The organism is Ruegeria sp. YTSA075 (assembly GCF_059610245.1).
Genome location: NZ_JBXWNG010000006.1, coordinates 20,477 through 39,033, shown reverse-complemented (window position 1 = coordinate 39,033; position 18,557 = coordinate 20,477). Strand labels below are relative to the sequence as shown.

Genomic DNA, 18,557 nt, shown 5'->3' with positions numbered 1-18,557 from the left:
CGATTCGATTGACAGACAAAAATTTGATCATATTGTGACCTGCAACTGCTTTAGGAGGTTTCAGGATGTCCACCATCACCAACCATATGCCCACCGCTGAGTTACAGGCCCTGGATGCGGCCCATCACCTTCACCCGTTCTCGGCCAATGGTGCATTGGGGCAGGAAGGCGCGCGCGTCATTACCCGCGCCAAAGGCGTCTACCTGACTGATAGTGAGGGCGAAGAGATCCTGGACGCAATGGCCGGTCTGTGGTGCGTGAACATCGGCTATGGGCGCGACGAACTGGCCGACGTTGCCGCGCGTCAGATGCGCGAGCTTCCCTACTACAACACGTTTTTCAAAACCACCCACGTGCCCGCCATTGCTTTGGCGGCCAAGATTGCCGAGCTGGCGCCCGGTGACCTAAACCACGTCTTCTTTGCCGCAGGTGGTTCAGAGGCAAACGACACCAACATCCGTCTTGTGCGCACCTATTGGGCAGAAAAAGGTCAGCCTGACAAAAACATCATCATCAGCCGCCATAACGCTTACCATGGTTCATCGGTGGGCTCCGCTTCGCTGGGCGGAATGGCCGGAATGCACGCACAGGGTGGCATTCCGATCCCGAATATCCACCACATCAACCAGCCGAATTGGTGGGCCGAAGGGGGCGACATGACGCCCGAAGACTTTGGCCTGGCCCGTGCGCGTGAGTTGGAAGAGGCAATTCTGGAACTGGGTGAAAACCGCGTAGCCGCCTTTATCGCCGAACCGGTGCAAGGCGCTGGCGGGGTCATTGTCGCGCCGGATACCTATTGGCCCGAAGTTCAGCGTATTTGTGACAAATACGATATCCTGTTGATCGCCGACGAGGTCATCTGCGGCTTCGGCCGTACCGGCAACTGGTTCGGGTCGCAAACCGTTGGGATCAAACCCCATATCATGACCATCGCCAAAGGCCTCAGCTCGGGCTACGCGCCCATTGGCGGGTCCATCGTAAATGATGAGATTGCCGAGGTGATTGGGGGCACCGAGTTCAACCACGGCTACACCTATTCCGGGCATCCGGTCGCAGCAGCAGTTGCCCTGGAAAATCTGCGCATCCTCGAAGAGGAACGAATCGTCGACCACGTCCGCGACGTAGCCGCGCCTTATCTGAAGAAAAAATGGGAGGCTCTGGCCGATCATCCGTTGGTGGGTGAGGCCAAGATTGTAGGCATGATGGCCTCGATCGCACTTACGCCCGACAAGGCAAGCCGCGCCAAATTCGCCTCGGCCCCCGGCACCGTTGGGTATATCTGCCGCGACCGCTGTTTTGCCAACAACCTGATCATGCGCCATGTGGGCGACCGGATGATCATCTCTCCACCACTTGTCCTGACTCCGGCGGATATCGACGAGATGTTCGTACGCATCTACAGATCGCTGGATGAAGCACAGGCCGAGATCATCGCACAGGGGCTGATGAAGGCGGCGTCTTAGTTGGTTGATCCCGGTTTATAGTGAAGGCGGCTGTGATAGCCGCCTTTTTCTTTGGGGTCTGGTTTGGCGACAATGTCGGCTCGGAGCCCTGAGTGACCGATGCTGCGCGTCAAACGAATGTCCGGACTACGAGATTTCTTAGTTTCCTAGGGCTTTGTGGCAATCTGGCTCACGTAAGACATAAAGCCGAAGAAGGTCTTTTCGGACACCCGACGTCTTGCTTCTGTCTTCAGTGCCTCCGCTGTTTCCGGGAACAGTAAACGCTCTTCGACCATGCGATCCGCGCCTCGGTCAATAACAGTCAGGAAATATGTCGCCTCTCCTTCGGCGACATATCCATGCCCTCTGCGCGCTCCAAGTTGAAAACCAGTCTTGGCAAGCATGTCGGAGATTTGTCGCATAATCCAAAGATTGGTGACGTTTTGATTAATCATGAAACGGATGAGCTGATCGAGCGGGTCAAAATCTGCAAACTGCGCCGTCGCGGTGTCGTAGTCGCCGTCACAGACTGCCAAAACACCGCCCGGCTTCAGGATGCGGAATGCTTCCTGAACTACGTCTCCGGGGTCAGGCACATGGCAGAGCAAGGTGTGCATCAAAACAAGGTCGAATGATGCGTCTTCAAAACCTGTGTTCTTGGCGTCGCCGATTTCGAAATTGAGACGCGTATCATCGCCGAAACTCTTTTTAGCCCGTTCCACCATAATCGGCGAGGGTTCGAGCCCATGCGCGGTTGATGCGCCAGCAAGGTCCAACAGGTCTTTTGTTACATGGCCGGTGCCGGACCCCAATTCCAACGCACTTGCATTGCTCGGGAGCTCTAAATCATTCAGATAGGCTCTGCGGATTGCTACCTGTGCAGGCTCAAGACAGCGGGCTTCCATCGCTGCTGCAATCCGTTCCTGAATCGCAGGATCTTGCGCTCCTAGATTAGAATATGGATCAGACATAGCTTCGCTCCTCGAAACACATCATGCGGCAGTAAGCTAATCTTTCTCCGCCTCGAAATCAAAAAAAGCAGACATTTGGGCAAGTCGATCAAACAGCGGCTATGTCCCGCGTTGCAGACCCCGCAGCAACTCAAATCATTCACCTCCCCAATCACCGCAACCGTTCCAACAGGTTCAACGTTGGGTACCCGTCCGGCACCAACCCTTGAGCCAATTGATAGGCCCGTACGGCGTTGATGGTGTTTGGTCCTGTCCGCCCATCGATGCCCTGCGTATCAAATCCCGCTTTGGTCAGTCGGGTTTGAAGCTCTTTCTTCTCGGTAAAGCTCAGCACCCGGTCGCCCCGTGGCCAAGGGGCCTGAAACGGTGCGTGGCCTGCCAGGCGGTCGGACAGGTGACCAATGCCGATGACATAGGCATCAGCACCGTTATAGGTCTCAATCACACTGAAGTTGTCAAAGATCATCAAAGCAACGCCTTGCCCACCAGCCGGTAGTAGGATCGCAGCAAGCCCGTGATCGGGAACCGGTTCGCCATCACGCCCGACCACGCCCAAAGACGCCCATTCGGACGGCATCAAACTATAATCGCGTTTGGCCGTGGCATAATCGAACCCTTGGGGCAGGCGAACCTCAACACCCCAAGGCTGCCCTTTGATCCAGCCGTGCCGGGCCAGATAGGCCGCCGCCGAGGCCAGTGCGTCGGTCGGATCATCCGACCAGATGTCGCGCCGCCCATCGCTATCGAAATCAACCGCATGATCCAAATATGAGGTCGGCATGAACTGCGTATGCCCCATCGCCCCGGCCCAACTGCCGATCATCCGGCCCGCGCTGACATCGCCTGCCTGAATGATCTGCAAAGCTGCGATCAACTGGGTTTCAAAGAAGGATGCCCGGCGTGCATCAAAGGCCAGTGTCGCCAAAGACCGGATCGTCGGGTTGCTGCCGCGATAGGTGCCGAACGATGTCTCTAACCCCCAGATTGCGGTCACGACCTCTTTCTCGACACCGTATTGCGCCTCGATCCGCTTTAGGACCTTTTGGTGCCGATCCAGCGCCGCGCGCCCGTTTGCGATGCGCGTATCCGAGACGGCGCTGTCCAGATACTCCCAAATCGGTTTTGAGAATTCAGCCTGATTGCGATCCCGCCTTATGACATCGACATCATAGGACAGGCCCGCCAATGCGTGGCCCAGCGTAGATTGCGAGATGCCCTGATCCCGCGCCCGATCCGCAAACGCACCTAACCACGCCTGAAATCGCGCATTCCCACCCGAAGACGCCCGCACGACCTCAACCTCGGGCCGGGGCACCGGACGCAGGGATGTCGTAACATCCGCCGAAGCCAATTGGATTTCGCCACCCGCAGGCCGAATCTCGGGCCTGGGGGCGTGTTCTGTCGCTGACGCCTGCACGATGGATGCCCATAATGCGGCGGTCATGACGCCACCTATGCATTTATGCATTCCGATTTTTTTCCTGAGTACTGCTCAACCCCAAGGATAGCGCAAAATCAGCAATTCTCAAAGGTCTTAGCTGTTTTCGTCCTGTTCATGTGCGGCGCGTTTTGAACGGATCTGGGCGAGAACATCGCGCAGCATTGGTATACGATTCGGGCGAAAGCTTTGATCTGTCACCAACATTTCGCGCATGCGATCCAACCGAAAGACACGAAAATCCCGCCTGAGATGGCACCAACTGAGCAAGACATTCGAACGGTCCATGTACACGATGCTCAAGGGGTCCACCCGCCTGCGGGTCTCATCCCCCTTGGCATCGGTATATGCAAATTCGACTGTGCGTTCATCCCATGTGGCCTGCCGCAGATCGGCAACTTCGATGGTGGGCGCAGGGGGTCGGTTAAATCGCGTCGCCGCCAATACCGCGTGGCTCAGCCTGTGGGATTGGCGCGGTGGCAGCCGTCCTTGAAGTTTGCGCAACGCGGCGCTGGCAGCATCAGCCAGTGCCGGATCGCCGATTACCTGCACTTCGCGCAGACCCAGGACCAGCGCCTCAAGCTCATCATCGGTAAAACCTAATGGCGGCAGGGTTGCGTCTTCGATCAGGGTGAACCCGAATCCGGCCTCACCATCTATAACCGCGCCAAGGCCGCGCAGCGCATCTATATCGCGGTGTATCGTGCGGGGCGACACATCAAGATCGTCCGCCAGCTGGACCGAGGTTTTCGGCGACGGGCCAGAGCGTAAGGCTTGCATCAGCTGGAACAGGCGGGCAGTGCGGGACATATCGGATGTTAGCCTACCTCTAATGTCAGAAACTGTCATCAGTCGTGTCTAAGGTCCGGCCATCCTCAATGATGGAGCTTATTAATGCTGACCCTTCTGACTTACCCTTCAGCGTTCGGCCTATTTAGTGCCAGCCCGTTCTGCGTGAAAACAGCGCTGATGCTGCAACAGTCTGGCCAACGCTGGCAGCGATCCGACATGCTGGATCCCCGGAAAATGCCACATCAGAAACTGCCAGTGCTGCGCACGCCCGAGCGTCTGGTACCCGACAGCGATCTGATCCGCGATTGGCTGGAACAGCAAGGAGCTGACTTCGATGCTGGTTTGTCGGACATTCAGAAGGCGCAGTCCCGCGCCCTGATCCGCATGGCAGAAGAGCATCTGTACTTCCAGATCGTTCTGGACCGCTGGGGCAATGACGAGGCCTGGCCCATCCTGCGCGAAACCTTTTTCACCGGCATTCCGGCCCTGATCCGCAAACCAGCTTCGAATTCGATCCGAAAATCTGTTCTGAAAGGACTTACAGCGCAAGGCATTGGTCGCTTTTCTCTGAACGAGCGCCTGGAAAGGATCGAGCGTGATCTCGAGGCGATCTCGGCCTATCTGTGGCAATCACCCTTCCTGTTGGGAGAGCAACCAACCGCAGCAGATATGAGCGTTGGCCCCATGCTGGCCGCAATGCGCGCAACACCCGTTGAAACACCGCTGACCCGGCGCATCAAACAGGATAACCTGCTCAACAGCTATATAGACCGGATGGAACAGGCCGTGCCGCTGTCATGACGCAGATTGAAGACCCCGCCATAGCAGCCGTTTTTGCGGCCTTACCGTCGGAAACTCGCGCCGGGGCGTTTGCCCTGCGTGATCTGATCTTCGAGACAGCCAACGCCCTGCCCCGCGCACAACCGCTGCAAGAGGCTCTGCGGTGGGGTCAGCCTGCCTATCTGGCCCCCAAAGGCTCGACCATTCGGTTGGGCGGGCACAAGTCTGCGTCATTTGCCCTGTTCGTACATTGCCAAAGCCGGTTGATGGGGGACTTCACAACCGCCTTTCCCGATGAGGATCGGATTGAAGGCAACAGGGCGGTGCTGTTCGACGATGTGGATCAGATCGACCCGACCCGCCATGGCTGGTTGATCGCGCGGGCCCTAACGTATCACCTCTGACGGCGTTTGCGTTCGACCTTGCGCTTGATCTTGTCCTTCTTGCGCTTGGTACTGACTGCCTTCCGTCGCATGCCCCGTTTGGCAGGGCCGCCCCCGCGCGGCAGGGCCTGATCGTCGATTGACAGCAGCTCCAGCTCCAGCCCACCTGTCACCGGGGTTGCCTCGGTCAGGCGCACGGTGACGCGTTGGCCGATGGCAATGATCAGGCCGGTGTCCGACCCCATCAGCGTTCCGGCCTCGCGGTCGAAATGGAAGAACTCACGCCCCAGTGACCGCACGGGCACCAGCCCATCAGCACCGGTCTCGTCCATCTTCACGAAGGCCCCGAACCGCGCAATGCCACTGATCCGGCCTGAGAATTCATTGCCCACCCGTTCGCTCAGATAGGCCGCTAAATAGCGGTCGGTCGTGTCGCGCTCGGCCATCATCGAACGCCGTTCAGTGTCCGAAATATGAGTGGCGGTTTCGTCCAGCCGCATGATTTCATCCTCGGTCAGCCCATCCTTGCCCCAGCCATGGGCCGAGATCAGCGCACGGTGCACGATCAAGTCGGCATAGCGCCGGATGGGCGAGGTGAAATGCGCATAGTTCCGCAGCGCCAGCCCGAAATGGCCAAAGTTCTCAGGGTTATAGTAGGCCTGCGCCATCGACCGCAGTGTGGTAAGGTTTATCAGCTCGGCATCTTCGGTTCCAGCTGCGGCGTTCAGCAGGGCGTTCAGGTGACGGGTTTGCAGAACCTGACCCTTGGCAAGGTTCAGGCCGGCGGCTTGCGCCGTTTCACGCAAGCTCTCCAGCTTTTCGGGCGCGGGTTCTTCGTGGACGCGGAACAGCAGTGGCCGACGTTTCGCAATCAGCGTTTCAGCCGCCGCGACATTGGCGAGGATCATGAACTCTTCGATCAGCTTATGTGCATCCAAACGGTCGCGGAAGGCGACGCTGGTCACCTCTCCCGTGTCGGACAGAACGATCTTGCGTTCGGGCAGGTCCAGTTCCAGTGGTTGCCGCGCCGCACGCGCGGTTTTCAGCGCGGCATAGGCGGCGTAGAGCGGTTTCAGAACCGTCTCTAGCAGCGGTCCGGTGCGGTCGTTAGGAGTGCCGTCGATGGCCTCCTGCACCTCGGCATAGTGCAGCGACGCGGCGGAGCGCATCAAACCACGCACGAAGCGATGGCCGATCTTGTTGCCCTCGGCGTCGATCTGCATACGCACGGCGATACATGCCCGCGGGACGCCTTCGTGCAGGGAACACAGATCACCGGACAGGCGATCCGGCAGCATCGGCACGACACGATCCGGGAAGTAGCTGGAGTTGCCGCGTTTGCGCGCCTCGCGGTCCAGCGCGGTGCCCGGCTGAACATAGGCGGCAACGTCGGCAATCGCGACCCAGATCACATGGCCGCCGAGGTTCTTGGGGTCGTCATCCGCATGCGCGTAACATGCATCATCATGGTCGCGCGCGTCTGACGGGTCGATGGTCAGCAACGGCATGTCCCGAAGGTCCTCGCGGCCCTTCAGGCCAACGGGTTTGGCCTTGTCGGCCTCATCAATCACCTTGTCAGGGAAATCATCCGGGATGCTGTGTTGGTGAATGGCGATCAGCGACACGGCCTTGGGTGCGGTCGGATCGCCCAGACGTTCAACGATGCGCGCGCGGGGCAGCCCCATGCGGTTCTTGGGCCCGGCCTGTTCGGCCTCGACCAACTCACCATCCTTGGCCCCATGCACCGCGCCTTCTGGCACCAGCCATTCCGTTGAACCGGCCTTGTCGATAGGCACGATCCGCCCGCCCTCGGCCCCCTTGCGATAGATGCCGACGATCTTGCGCGGGTTCGTCCCAATGCGACGGATCAGGCGCGCCTCGTAGTTGTGGTCTTCCTCATGTACCACGGTCAGGCGGGCCAGAATGCGGTCGCCCTCGCCCAGCGCCGGATCGCTGGCGCGGGTGATCAGCAGAACGATCGGCTCGACACCGTCCCCATGCCACTCCAGAGGCCGCGCGAACAAGTCGCCGTCTTCATTCGGGGCCTTCACCTGCAGCACGCTGACCGGAGGCAGGCGGTCCGGGTCGCGATAGCTGCGCTTGCGCTTTTCCAGATGCCCCTCGGCCTCAAGCTCCTTGAGGATGCGCTTCAGATCGATCCGATCCGCGCCCTTGATGCCAAAGGCCTTGGCGATATCACGTTTCGAGGTCAGGGTGGGGTTCGCTGAGATCCAGTCAAGGACCTCCTGCTTGGTGGGAATGCTACTCATATCTTTGGCCTAGCACGCGCATGCAACCGCGTCATGACCAAAAAGTGCCCCTTTGGCTCAGCCGTGCAAATCAGCGACGGTATCCACGTCGCGCAGTTCGTCCAACAAGGCGACACGACAGCCGGGAACTGACGCTAACGTGTCGGCTAGCGCATGTTCTGTCGACCAGCGCACATCCCGAAACAAGCCCACCGGCAACGCGCCATAGCGTTGCGCACCGACCAGCCAATAGCCGCCATCCGGGGCCGGGCCGAACACCATTTGCGAACGACCCAATGCCTTGAACGCGTCCGAGATATGACAGCGCGCGATGCCCGGAATATCCGCCCCAATCAGGCAAACCGGCCCATTTGGCATCCCGCGCAGCATCCGCCCCATACGGTCACCGAGATCGCCCCTCCCCTGCGCGGCACGTGGCAGATCGGCGGGCCAGATGCGACTGGTCAGCCCTTCGGCGTCGGGGGAAACCGCCAACACAATCTGCCAACGCGGATCGCGCAGCCGACGGATCAGAGAGCGCGTCTGATGGCGAAACCACCACGCCGCACCAACCATGCCGATATCGCGCCCCAGTCGAGTTTTGACGCGACCCGGACGCGGCTCTTTGACCATGATGACCAGAGTGCGCTGCATCGGTCAGGCAAAATAGTCCGTCAGAATACGCGTATAAATCGCCTTCAACTGCTCGATCTGGGCCACCTCGACACATTCATCGACCTGATGCATGGTACGACCGACAAGCCCGAACTCGACCACCGGGCAATGGTTTTTGACAAACCGCGCATCCGAAGTGCCACCGGTTGTCGACAGTTCGGGTCGCACGCCCGTTTCGGCCTCAACCGCCTGCGCCACCAAATCGGACAGTGCGCCTGGCGGGGTCAAAAAGCTTTCGCCCGAGATTTTGATTTTGGTATCCACCTCAACGCCGTACTCTTCAGCCACGCGCGCCGCTTCAGCCTTGAGCCAGTCGCTTAGACCTGCACCGGTATGCGTGTCGTTGAAGCGGATATTGACGGTGCCGCTGCATTGCGCGGGGATGACATTTGTCGCGGGATTGCCGGTGTCGATTGTGACAACGGCGAGCGTAGACGCATCGAAGTGATCGGTGCCTTGGTCCAGTTCATGACTGGCCAGCCGATCCATAAGCCGCACCATGGCTGGTAATGGGTTCCTGGCCCGATGCGGATAGGCGGAATGCCCCTGAACCCCCGTCACTGTGAACCATGCAGTCATTGACCCACGCCGGCCGATTTTCATCACCTCGCCCATCCGGTTCGGGCAAGTGGGTTCGCCAACCAGACACACGCTCATCTTTTCGCCAGCCTGATCCATATGATCAAGCAGGGCGGTGGTACCATCCAACGCGTCAGCTTCTTCGTCGCCCGTAATGGTCAGGATAATCGCCCCGTTGGGTGGCGTGTCGCGCACGAAATCAATCGCCGCAGCTGAAAAGGCGGCAACGCCCGATTTCATATCCGTCGCGCCGCGCCCATACATCACACCGTCATGAACCTCGGCCCCGAAGGGCGGTTTGGTCCAGGCCGCCTGATCCCCCACAGGCACTACATCCGTATGGCCGTTGAAGCCAAACGTCCGCGCGTGCCCCTTGGCACCCCAACGGGCGAACAGGTTACTGATGCCACCGCGATCCACGCGGGTACATTCGAACCCTGCCTCCGTTAGGATATTCTGCAGCAGGACAAGCGCTCCGCCTTCATCAGGTGTGACCGATGGGCAACGGATCAGGTCTGCCGTCAGTTGAACTGCATCGGTCATATGTGGGCCTCGCTGTTGGTCATGTGTTCAGGTTCGTGCACAGATTCAACGAATTGGCAGGATTGCCAAGGCCAATCCACAAAAATTATCGCACTGAACAAGCGATGTATCAGTCTGAGAGCGCAATAAAACATGCCGATTTACTCTGCGGCCACCTTGCCCATGCATATACATTCGCGTTACAGGGCCGCGAAACGGGTGACTTGACCATGAAGCGCGCATTCTACGCATTGATCAGCCTGACTTTCGCCGTTCTCGCACAGCAAAGCCTGGCACAGACGCTAAATGTCACGACAGTGACACGCCCGCCGTTTTCCTATGTTGAGGACGGTGCCGAAACCGGATTCTCGATGGACCTGCTGGGGGCTCTTTCTGAGGCTTTGGGATGGGAATACTCTGTCCAGCGCGTGGATTCCTTTGCCGAGATGCTGGGCGCGGTCGAGGACGGATCGGCCGATTTGGCCATCGCCAATATCTCGATCACGGCCTCGCGCGAAACGCAGATGGATTTTAGCCAGCCGATTTTCGAGGCGGGCTTGCAGATCATGGTGCCATCGGACGCGGTGCGCAGACCGTCGCTGTTGCAGGCATTACTATCCACCGAATTGTTCATCGCCATTGGGCTGGCCTTCGCCATCCTGCTTGGCGGCGGCATGTTGATGTGGGGGTTCGAACGGCGCGCCCAGCCCTATTTCGACCGCAAGCTGAACGAGGCATGGTTCCCATCCTTCTGGTGGGCGCTGAATCTGGTCGTGAATGGTGGTTTTGAAGAACGGATGCCTCGCACACCATTTGGCCGCATTCTGGGCGTGGTGCTGGTGGTATCCTCGCTGTTCATTGTATCGGTCTTCACCGCCCGGATCACCAGTGTCATGACGGTGGACGCGATCACTGGAAATGTGAACTCGGTGAATGATCTCTATGGCAAGAATGTTGGCACCATTACTGGTTCAACTGCGGCCAGCTTTCTGGACCGGCGCGATATCGAATACGCAGGCTATCCGGGGCTCGATCAAATGCTTGAGGCATTCAAGGCCGAAGATTTGGACGCTGTCGTGTTCGACGCTCCTATCCTGTCCTACTTCGCAGCGCACGAGGGGCGCAGGATCGCGACGATGACCGGTAGCATCTTCCTGCGAGAAAACTATGGCATTGCCTTCCCGACTGGCTCGCCACTCGTGGAAGAGGTCAATCAGGCGCTGCTGTCGCTGCGTGAGGACGGGACCTATGACGAACTACACCGCAAATGGTTCGGATCGCAGAATTAAGAGGCTGAGGTCTCGTCTTCAAAAAACGGGGTCATCTGCGCCACGATTACCGCGTTTTCGTCCAGCGCCCGCTGCATCAGGGAACGCTCGTCGGGATCGATGTCATGGCCCTGTGCCTCACGCTCAGCCAATGTGCCGTAACCGGTGACATCCAGCGGTGCCGTATCCGCCTGTTTCAGGATGGCCACAGTCTCGCGTACGGCCTCGGCCTCATCCACGCCACTGGCATAACAGATCAACGCCGCACCAGTTGCCCCGTCGGGCAAACCATCCCCATCCTTCCGTCCGATCTGAACAAGAAGGGTATAGACTTGCTGGCGCGAGGGCTTTTTCTGCTTTTCCATGCCACGGGCCTTAGCCCTGCGGCCTGAATTGGTCAAGCTTAGGGTCAGGACCCTAGCGCTCGGCCGTGGCCAGTTTGAGGGCCAGCGCAACAAAGATCGCGCCCGAAACGCGGTTCATCCATAGCTGAACCGAAGGCGAGCCCCTCAGCCAGCCACCCAACGTACCCGCTGCAAGGGCCACGGCTCCGAACACCACAACCGTCGCCAGGAACATCAACGCCCCAAGTTGATAGAACTGCCCGATCAGCGAGCCGTTCAGCGGATCGACAAATTGCGGCAGGAAGGCCAGCATGAAAATCGTCACCTTCGGATTAGCGATATTCATGATCAGCCCGCGCAGATAGAGTTTGTGCGTCGGAATCTCCGGCGCATCGCCCCCGTCAAGCGCAGACCCTGCCGCAGTGAAAGCCTTCCACGCTAGATAGACCAGATAGGCCGCACCAGCGTATTTCAGCGCTGCAAAGGCGGTTTGTGAAGTTTGGAAGATTACGGCCACGCCCAAAGCCGCTGCAGTGGTATGCACGATAAGCCCACTGGCCAATCCCAGCGTCACAACCAACCCTGACATCCGACCATAAAGCGCCGATTGCGTCATCACAAAGATATTGTCTGGCCCAGGAACAGCGGCCAGCGCAATCGCGGCCCCCATGAACAAGATGGCGATATCGATGGGGATCATGGGTCGTTCTCTTCCTGTGTGGCAGCGCCCGGTATAGCAGCATGATGGTCTTACGAAAAAGGCCGCGGAGCCTATCCACGGCCTTTTGCCATTCACGCTACGTTTGGATCAGTCGCGCAGCAACTCATTGATCCCGGTTTTCGAACGTGTCTTTTCATCCACGCGTTTCACGATCACCGCGCAGTAGAGGTTCACGTTGTTCTTTGATGGCATCGATCCGGCGACAACCACTGAATAGGGCGGGACTTCGCCATACATGACCTCGCCGGTTTCACGGTCGACAATCTTGGTCGACTTGCCGATGAACACGCCCATCCCCAGAACCGAGCCTTCGCGCACGATGCAGCCCTCGACTACTTCGGAACGCGCGCCGATAAAGCAGTTGTCCTCGATAATGGTCGGGCCCGCCTGCATCGGCTCCAACACGCCGCCGATACCAACGCCGCCGGACAGGTGCACGTTTTTGCCGATCTGCGCGCAGGATCCGACGGTGGCCCAGGTGTCAACCATCGTGCCTTCGTCCACATAGGCGCCCAGGTTCACGAAGGACGGCATCAGGACGACGCCCGGTGCGATGAAGGCAGATTTGCGGACAACACAGTTCGGCACCGCACGGAACCCCGCAGATTTCCATTGGTTGTCGCCCCAACCGGCGAACTTGCTGTCGACCTTGTCCCACCAGCCACCGCCTTGAGGGCCGCCGGTCTGCATTTCCATGTCCTTGATGCGAAAGCCCAGCAGGACCGCTTTCTTCGCCCATTGGTTCACATGCCAGTCGCCGCTTTCCAACTTCTCAGCAACCCGCAATGACCCGCTGTCCAGCGCGTTCAGAGTATCCTCGATGGCTTCGCGCTGCTCACCCGTGGTGGCGGGTGTAATCGTATCGCGCGCCTCCCAGGCGGCTTCGATGGCGGCTTCCAATTGCGCGTTGGACATTGGGCGTCTCCCTACAGAATCTGTTCGTGTTGGTTTGGCCTATACGCAAGTGAACCTCATGGCGCAATGCGACGAACACGGATCCGTTTGCGTCTGCGCCTCAACCAATCAACCGGCAAGCGGATCGGGCGCGATATTGCCACCGCAGATCAGGACGGCGACACGCTCACCCGGTTCGGGCTGATAGGCCCCCGAAGTTAGCGCCGCCAACGCTGCGGCCCCAGCCGGCTCCACCAGAATGCGATGTGCCTGCCATAGCATCTGCTGCGCCTCAGCAATGGCCTCGTCACTCACCAGAACCGAGCTCACGCCCTGTGCCAGGTCAAAGCAAATCTGGCCAATTCGCCGCGCACCCAAAGCGTTCGCGGCGATGCCGGACACGGACACATCCACCGGCTCACCCACCTTCAGCGCCGCATTCAAGGCGCAAGAGGTTTCGGGTTCGACCGCCACAACCTTGCGCGCGCCGTCAAACCACGCCAGCGCGCCCGCAATCAGGCCGCCCCCGCCAACCGCGACCAGAACGGTATCAGCTTTCAGCCCCTGAGCGTCCCACTCGGCAAAGCACGTCCCCTGCCCGGCCACCGTTGCGGGTGCGTCATAGGCATGGATTTGCATCGCGCCGGTCGCCTGTTCATGCGCCTGCGCGGCCGTCAGCGCGTTCGCGTATTCGCCCGATACAACGCTCAGGTCCGCACCGGTTTGCTTGATCAATGCGATCTTGGACGGCCCCGCAAGCTCGGGCACAAATATCTTGGCCGGGTAGCCCAGCGCCTGCGCCGCATAGGCGGCCGCTGCGCCGTGATTACCACCAGAAGCCGCCACCACTCCGGCCTCGGGAACATCAGAACTGATCAGGGTATTGAACGCCCCCCGCGCCTTGAAACTGCCGGTATGCTGCATCTGCTCCAGCTTCAGTTCGATGGGATAGCCCGGTATCTTGCTGGTCATTACCGGCGTCACCTGCGCATAGCCCGAAATGCGATGCTGGGCGGCTAATATTTCGCTCTTCCAATTCATTCTTGTCTTTCCGTGACTGGCGCTCTGCCCGCGAAGCCTATAGCTGTTTGAAAAACACGCAAGCAGGGATCGTTCACCCATGAGAGAAGACCGTCACAGCCCGTTCCGCGACGCACAAACAGATCGCTCGACCGCGCGCGAGGTGCCGGATACGCCGCAGACCCGCTCGCCCGCCTATCGCCTTGCCTTTGCCGACGAAGAATTCCTGTGCCGGGATGAGCTGCGCCCGGTGCGTCTGCAACTGGAGCTGCTCAAGCCCGAGATGATCATGAGTGAGCGCCAGATCACCTCGACCATCGTCATGTTCGGCGGCGCGCGTATTCCGGAACCGTCGCAAAAGCACACTGCAAGGACCGAAACGCTGGCAGGTCTATCTCAATACTACGATGAAGCCCGCGAATTCGCGCGGCTGATGACCGAAAAATCCAACGAAACCGGTGGGCGTGAAAATGTGATCGTTACCGGCGGTGGGCCGGGTGTGATGGAGGCCGGGAATCGCGGCGCGCAAGACGCAAATGGCTGCTCTATCGGGTTGAACATCGTGCTGCCGCACGAACAGGCTCCTAACCTGTATGTGACACCCGATCTTAGCTTCAACTTCCATTACTTCGCGATCCGCAAGATGCATTTCCTGATGCGCGCCCGCGCCATCACCATTTTCCCCGGTGGTTTCGGCACAATGGATGAACTGTTCGAAGCCCTGACCTTGATCCAGACAGGCCGGATGGAGCGTGTACCCTTCCTGCTGTTTGGTCGTGAGTTCTGGGAGAAAGTCATCAACTGGGCGGCACTGGCCGATGCGGGCACGATTTCGGACGAAGACCTCGACCTGTTCCGTTTTGTCGACACCGCGCAAGAGGCGGTTGATATCATCGAGAACTGGGAACCCGCCCCGCCCCGCGACGCCATTCCGGGGCGCTGAACCATGGCCCCTAAGATCGGAGACATGCTGCACCTGCGTGGCAATACCTTGAACGAAGGTGAACCGGTGGCCCTGCCGCTGACCCAAAGCAGCATGTACCACCTGCCGGGCGCAACGGATGGTCTGGCCACTTATGGCCGCGTCGACAATCCGACATGGGTGCAGCTGGAGCATATGCTGTCGCATCTTGAGGACGCGTCATGCCTCAGCTTTCCTTCGGGTATGGCGGCGATCTCAGCAGCGTTGTTTGCCACGGTTCAGGCCGGATCACGTCTGTTGATCCCGTCGGACGGGTACTATGTCACGCGCCTGCTGTCGGATCGGTTCCTCTCGCGCCTCGGAGTCGAGGTCGAGGAACGCGCAACAACGTCCTTTGCGGAGGGTGGTTTTAAGGGGTTTGACGTGGTGTTCGTCGAAAGCCCGTCGAATCCCGGTCTGGATATGATCGACCTGGCCGCCGTTGCTGAACAAGTGCGCGCCGCCGGAGGGGTAACAATTGCAGATAACACAACCCTGACCCCGCTGGGCCAGTGCCCGCTGGATCTGGGGATTGATGTCGTGGTGTCCTCCGACACCAAGGCCTTGGGTGGGCATTCGGATTTGCTGATGGGCCATGTGGCCAGCCGCAATGACCAGATCATGGAACGGGTCGAGGAATGGCGACGCGTCTCAGGAGCGATCCCCGGCCCGCATGAGGCATGGTTGCTACATCGCGGGCTGGAAACACTGGACGTGCGCTACGATCGCATGTGCAGTTCAGCGCAGGTGTTGGCCAAGCGGCTGGCCGCCCATTCCGCAGTCAGGTTGGTGCGCTATCCTGGGTTGCCTGGCGATCCGGCGCACGCACTTGCGCAGGCTCAGACGAAACGGTTCGGGTTTCTGCTTTCCCTGACGCTGGACAATGAGGATATGGCAGAAGCGTTTATCAACGGCTGCCCTTTGCTGCGCCCTGCGACTTCCTTTGGCGGCATTCACAGCTCGGCCGAGCGTCGCGCCCGCTGGGGCGATGATGTTGACCCCGGTTTCATCCGCCTGTCCGTTGGATGTGAACCGGTTGAGGAACTGTGGCAAGCCATCGAGGCCAGCCTGAATGCGCTTTAGCTAGTTCTTGGGCGCGCGCAGTTCGGGAAACACGTAGATCGGCAGAACAATGCTGCCGATCAAGGCGCCCAACCACACCAGCAGCGTTGCTGCCAACAGATTTGCCACCCCTCCGATAATAAGTCCGGCTGTGATCCATTCGGTCACCAGCAAGCCCACAAAAGTCACGATCAAGGCAATGCCGCCTTTGAGTGCAGGCGCTTTCTTTTCTCCGATCTTCAGGATCAACGGCTCTGCGATCACTTGAACAACGGTGAAGACGATGACCACGACCACAAATGACAAAGGCTTGATCGCAAAACCGGTCAGCAGCAGCACTGCCAATATCAACCCGATTGCGTTCCCGGCCAGCAAGGCCAAAGCGGATTTGAATCTGCGTGACATTCGGAGCCTCCGTCAAAGAACATCTGAGAACATGTAGATACTAACAGACCTGCTGGATTTTACGAAGCAATTCAATTGCCTCTTCCTTTTGGCCGGTTGAAATCGCATGATAAAACACATTCATAAAGATCAGACCGACCCACATCCGCGAGAGGTGAGATGAGCGACGATCCCTATTCCGTCCTTGGCGTGGCCAAAGACGCCAGTGCCGCCGAGATCAAGAAAGCCTATCGGCGCATCGCCAAGGAATGCCACCCGGACCTGAAACCGGGGGATGCCGAGGCTGAGGCAAAGTTCAAATCCGCCGCAGCAGCGTATGACTTATTGAAAGACCCCGAAACCCGCGCCCGCTATGACAATGGCGAGATTGACGCTTCGGGTCAGGAGCGCCCGCAACAGCAATATTATCGTGACTATGCTGAAGCTGCTGGAAACCCTTATCGCGGGCGGCAGGCGGACCCGGATGATATGTCAGACATCTTCGCCGAGTTCATGCGCGGTCGCGGCGGTTTCGGTGGTCAGCACACGCAGGAATTCCACGCGCCGGGTCACAACCTGAACTACTCGCTGCAGATCAGCTTTCTGGATGCCGTGTTCGGGGCCAGTCAGAAACTAACCCTGCCCGATGGCAACCGGATCGAGGTCAAGATACCGGCGGGCATCACCACGGGCCAGACCATCCGGCTGCGGGGCAAAGGCGCTCCGGGCTATGGTGAGGGAACGGCAGGTGATGCGCTGGTTACGATCTCGGTGGCGGACCATCCGGTGTTCGACCGGCAGGGCAACGACATCCACATCACGCTGCCCATCAGCATTGACGAAGCCATTCTGGGCGGCAAAGTCCGCGCGCCCACGATCGACGGAGGTGTCAACGTGACCGTACCGGCAGGCACCAGCAGCGGCAAGACCCTGCGCCTGCGGGGCAAGGGCGTCAAAAAACGCGGCTCATCCGAACGTGGGGATCAACTGATCGAACTTACCGTCGCCTTGCCCGACCAGATCGACGATGAGCTTAAGCAATTCATGGAAACCTGGCGCCAAAGCCACGGCTATGACCCGCGCAAAGGAATGCAGTCATGACCCTGACCGAAGAGGAATTGATCGCCACCATCACCCGCCTGACCTCGGATCGCCTGACCGAATATCTGGCCGCCGAGATTGTGATTCCCGAGCAATCGGCACAAGGCGTGGTCTATCACAGCATCGACGTTGCCCGTCTGGAACTGGCCTGCGAACTGCATGAGCAATACGATATGGAGGCGGATGCCCTGTCGATGATGATCTCTCTGATCGATCAGATGCACGGGTTGCGCGCCGAACTACGCGAGGTTCTGAATGCTGTCGAAGCACAACCTGAACCCGTCCGCCAACAAGTGATCGAAGTGATCGGCACGGCGCGGTTCCAGCGTGGATAAGTTGAACGCTACTTAGCCTTGACCTGATACTCTTCGGGCACGAAGAATGTGTAGTCACGCTCAGCCACCTGTTCGTGACATTCGTGGCAATAAACAACCTGATTGGGGCGTGATCCCGTGGTGTCGCCATATAGCGAACCGTCAGGCAGCACCATGATATAGCGCCAGTCAGCCGTTTCAGGGTTGGTGCCCTGCGGCAGCTTCTCCATCACGAACATCGCACCCGGAAAGATCTTGCCTTCATCGGTGACAGTCATGCTGTCCTTTGCCAGAACCGACCCCGCTGGCAATACGTCCCCGTGCTGCATGGTTCCATAGTTATGTGCCATGCGATTGGCGTAGCTGTTCACATATCGTTGACCGTGGGTCGCTGAAACATAAGGCACATCGTTGAACAGCGCCCAGCTTTGATAGTTCCGGATCTGGTCAAGCTGGGCTCCGGCATAGCCGCGTGCCAGACGTCGGCTAAGCGATTGATAAATCTCTTCGGCCTCATCTTTTCTGAGATCAGCAGGATTCTCGATTGCGATGTGTGCCTCGCGGTCATCGGCCTTCGCGGCTCCGATATGAAAAAGAAGCGAGAATGAAGCGACGAGTATTGTTTTGAAACTAATTTGAAAAATCGTGCTCATGGTA

General features: G+C 58.9%; 20 protein-coding genes. 8 read left to right on the top strand and 12 right to left on the bottom strand.

Annotated elements, in window-relative coordinates; all coding sequences use genetic code 11:
* The first annotated feature begins 65 nt into the window (after window positions 1–65).
* The gene (locus tag AC2FGE_RS12830; protein ID WP_496819601.1) at window positions 66–1,463 is read left to right on the top strand and encodes an aspartate aminotransferase family protein; all 1,398 of its coding nucleotides are present in this window, start codon (window positions 66–68) and stop codon (window positions 1,461–1,463) included.
* A 146-nt stretch (window positions 1,464–1,609) separates the two neighbouring features.
* Here the strand turns inward: AC2FGE_RS12830 and AC2FGE_RS12825 are convergent, their stop codons facing one another.
* The 3 genes from AC2FGE_RS12825 to AC2FGE_RS12815 form a co-directional block, all read right to left on the bottom strand.
* On the bottom strand, window positions 1,610–2,413 hold the full coding sequence (locus AC2FGE_RS12825; protein WP_496819600.1) for a class I SAM-dependent methyltransferase: 804 nt from the start codon (window positions 2,411–2,413) through the stop codon (window positions 1,610–1,612).
* Window positions 2,414–2,564: 151 nt separating this feature from the next.
* Window positions 2,565–3,857 (bottom strand): lytic murein transglycosylase, encoded by a 1,293-nt coding sequence (locus tag AC2FGE_RS12820; RefSeq protein ID WP_496819599.1) that lies wholly within the window; start codon window positions 3,855–3,857, stop codon window positions 2,565–2,567.
* Window positions 3,858–3,947: 90 nt separating this feature from the next.
* Entirely contained in the window at window positions 3,948–4,661 is a 714-nt protein-coding gene (locus AC2FGE_RS12815) for a helix-turn-helix transcriptional regulator (RefSeq protein WP_496819598.1), read from the bottom strand.
* Window positions 4,662–4,745: 84 nt separating this feature from the next.
* On the opposite strand from AC2FGE_RS12815, the gene AC2FGE_RS12810 reads away from it, so the two are divergent.
* Together AC2FGE_RS12810 and AC2FGE_RS12805 are read left to right on the top strand one after the other, a co-directional pair.
* Window positions 4,746–5,444, top strand: coding sequence for a glutathione S-transferase family protein (locus AC2FGE_RS12810; protein ID WP_496819597.1), 699 nt, complete (start codon window positions 4,746–4,748; stop codon window positions 5,442–5,444).
* Window positions 5,441–5,827: a DUF1801 domain-containing protein gene (locus AC2FGE_RS12805; RefSeq protein ID WP_496819596.1), complete on the top strand. Its 387-nt coding sequence runs from the start codon at window positions 5,441–5,443 to the stop codon at window positions 5,825–5,827. The genes AC2FGE_RS12810 and AC2FGE_RS12805 overlap by 4 nt, the downstream gene beginning before the upstream one ends.
* Here the strand turns inward: AC2FGE_RS12805 and rnr are convergent.
* The 3 genes from rnr to dapE are packed head-to-tail and all read right to left on the bottom strand — an operon-like array spanning window position 5,818 to window position 9,852.
* Complete coding sequence (gene rnr, locus AC2FGE_RS12800) at window positions 5,818–8,076, bottom strand: ribonuclease R (protein ID WP_496819595.1); 2,259 nt, start codon at window positions 8,074–8,076, stop codon at window positions 5,818–5,820. The genes AC2FGE_RS12805 and rnr overlap by 10 nt on opposite strands.
* 57 nt (window positions 8,077–8,133) lie before the next feature.
* The gene (locus AC2FGE_RS12795; RefSeq protein WP_496819594.1) at window positions 8,134–8,709 is read right to left on the bottom strand and encodes a TIGR04282 family arsenosugar biosynthesis glycosyltransferase; all 576 of its coding nucleotides are present in this window, start codon (window positions 8,707–8,709) and stop codon (window positions 8,134–8,136) included.
* Window positions 8,710–8,712: 3 nt separating this feature from the next.
* On the bottom strand, window positions 8,713–9,852 hold the full coding sequence (gene dapE / locus AC2FGE_RS12790) for a succinyl-diaminopimelate desuccinylase (RefSeq protein WP_496819593.1): 1,140 nt from the start codon (window positions 9,850–9,852) through the stop codon (window positions 8,713–8,715).
* Between the two features lie 209 nt (window positions 9,853–10,061).
* Between dapE and AC2FGE_RS12785 the strand changes: the two genes are divergently transcribed.
* A complete protein-coding gene (locus AC2FGE_RS12785) occupies window positions 10,062–11,120 on the top strand; it encodes a transporter substrate-binding domain-containing protein (protein ID WP_496819592.1) in 1,059 nt (352 codons plus the stop codon).
* Here AC2FGE_RS12785 and AC2FGE_RS12780 read toward each other — a convergent pair.
* The 4 genes from AC2FGE_RS12780 to AC2FGE_RS12765 form a co-directional block, all read right to left on the bottom strand.
* Window positions 11,117–11,464, bottom strand: coding sequence for a DUF8846 family protein (locus tag AC2FGE_RS12780; RefSeq protein ID WP_496819591.1), 348 nt, complete (start codon window positions 11,462–11,464; stop codon window positions 11,117–11,119). The two genes, AC2FGE_RS12785 and AC2FGE_RS12780, sit on opposite strands and share 4 nt — an antisense overlap.
* 52 nt (window positions 11,465–11,516) lie before the next feature.
* Window positions 11,517–12,143, bottom strand: coding sequence for a LysE family translocator (locus AC2FGE_RS12775; protein ID WP_496819590.1), 627 nt, complete (start codon window positions 12,141–12,143; stop codon window positions 11,517–11,519).
* Between the two features lie 108 nt (window positions 12,144–12,251).
* A complete protein-coding gene (gene dapD / locus AC2FGE_RS12770) occupies window positions 12,252–13,079 on the bottom strand; it encodes a 2,3,4,5-tetrahydropyridine-2,6-dicarboxylate N-succinyltransferase (protein WP_496819589.1) in 828 nt (275 codons plus the stop codon).
* Window positions 13,080–13,187: 108 nt separating this feature from the next.
* Entirely contained in the window at window positions 13,188–14,099 is a 912-nt protein-coding gene (locus AC2FGE_RS12765; protein ID WP_496819588.1) for a threonine/serine dehydratase, read from the bottom strand.
* A 79-nt stretch (window positions 14,100–14,178) separates the two neighbouring features.
* Between AC2FGE_RS12765 and AC2FGE_RS12760 the strand changes: the two genes are divergently transcribed.
* Both AC2FGE_RS12760 and AC2FGE_RS12755 read left to right on the top strand, forming a co-directional pair.
* Entirely contained in the window at window positions 14,179–15,021 is an 843-nt protein-coding gene (locus AC2FGE_RS12760) for an LOG family protein (RefSeq protein ID WP_496819587.1), read from the top strand.
* 3 nt (window positions 15,022–15,024) lie between these two features.
* Window positions 15,025–16,122, top strand: a complete 1,098-nt coding sequence (locus AC2FGE_RS12755; RefSeq protein ID WP_496819586.1) for a cystathionine gamma-lyase — start codon at window positions 15,025–15,027, stop codon at window positions 16,120–16,122.
* Here AC2FGE_RS12755 and AC2FGE_RS12750 read toward each other — a convergent pair whose 3' ends face one another.
* Complete coding sequence (locus AC2FGE_RS12750) at window positions 16,123–16,506, bottom strand: hypothetical protein (protein WP_496819585.1); 384 nt, start codon at window positions 16,504–16,506, stop codon at window positions 16,123–16,125.
* A 159-nt stretch (window positions 16,507–16,665) separates the two neighbouring features.
* On the opposite strand from AC2FGE_RS12750, the gene AC2FGE_RS12745 reads away from it, so the two are divergent.
* Together AC2FGE_RS12745 and AC2FGE_RS12740 are read left to right on the top strand one after the other, a co-directional pair.
* Window positions 16,666–17,586 (top strand): DnaJ C-terminal domain-containing protein, encoded by a 921-nt coding sequence (locus AC2FGE_RS12745; protein ID WP_496819584.1) that lies wholly within the window; start codon window positions 16,666–16,668, stop codon window positions 17,584–17,586.
* Complete coding sequence (locus AC2FGE_RS12740; protein WP_480500669.1) at window positions 17,583–17,921, top strand: hypothetical protein; 339 nt, start codon at window positions 17,583–17,585, stop codon at window positions 17,919–17,921. Before AC2FGE_RS12745 ends, AC2FGE_RS12740 begins: the two co-directional genes overlap by 4 nt.
* 8 nt (window positions 17,922–17,929) lie before the next feature.
* On the opposite strand, the gene AC2FGE_RS12735 is transcribed toward AC2FGE_RS12740, so the two are convergent.
* Window positions 17,930–18,553 (bottom strand): cytochrome P460 family protein, encoded by a 624-nt coding sequence (locus AC2FGE_RS12735; RefSeq protein WP_496819583.1) that lies wholly within the window; start codon window positions 18,551–18,553, stop codon window positions 17,930–17,932.
* Window positions 18,554–18,557: the final 4 nt, after the last annotated feature.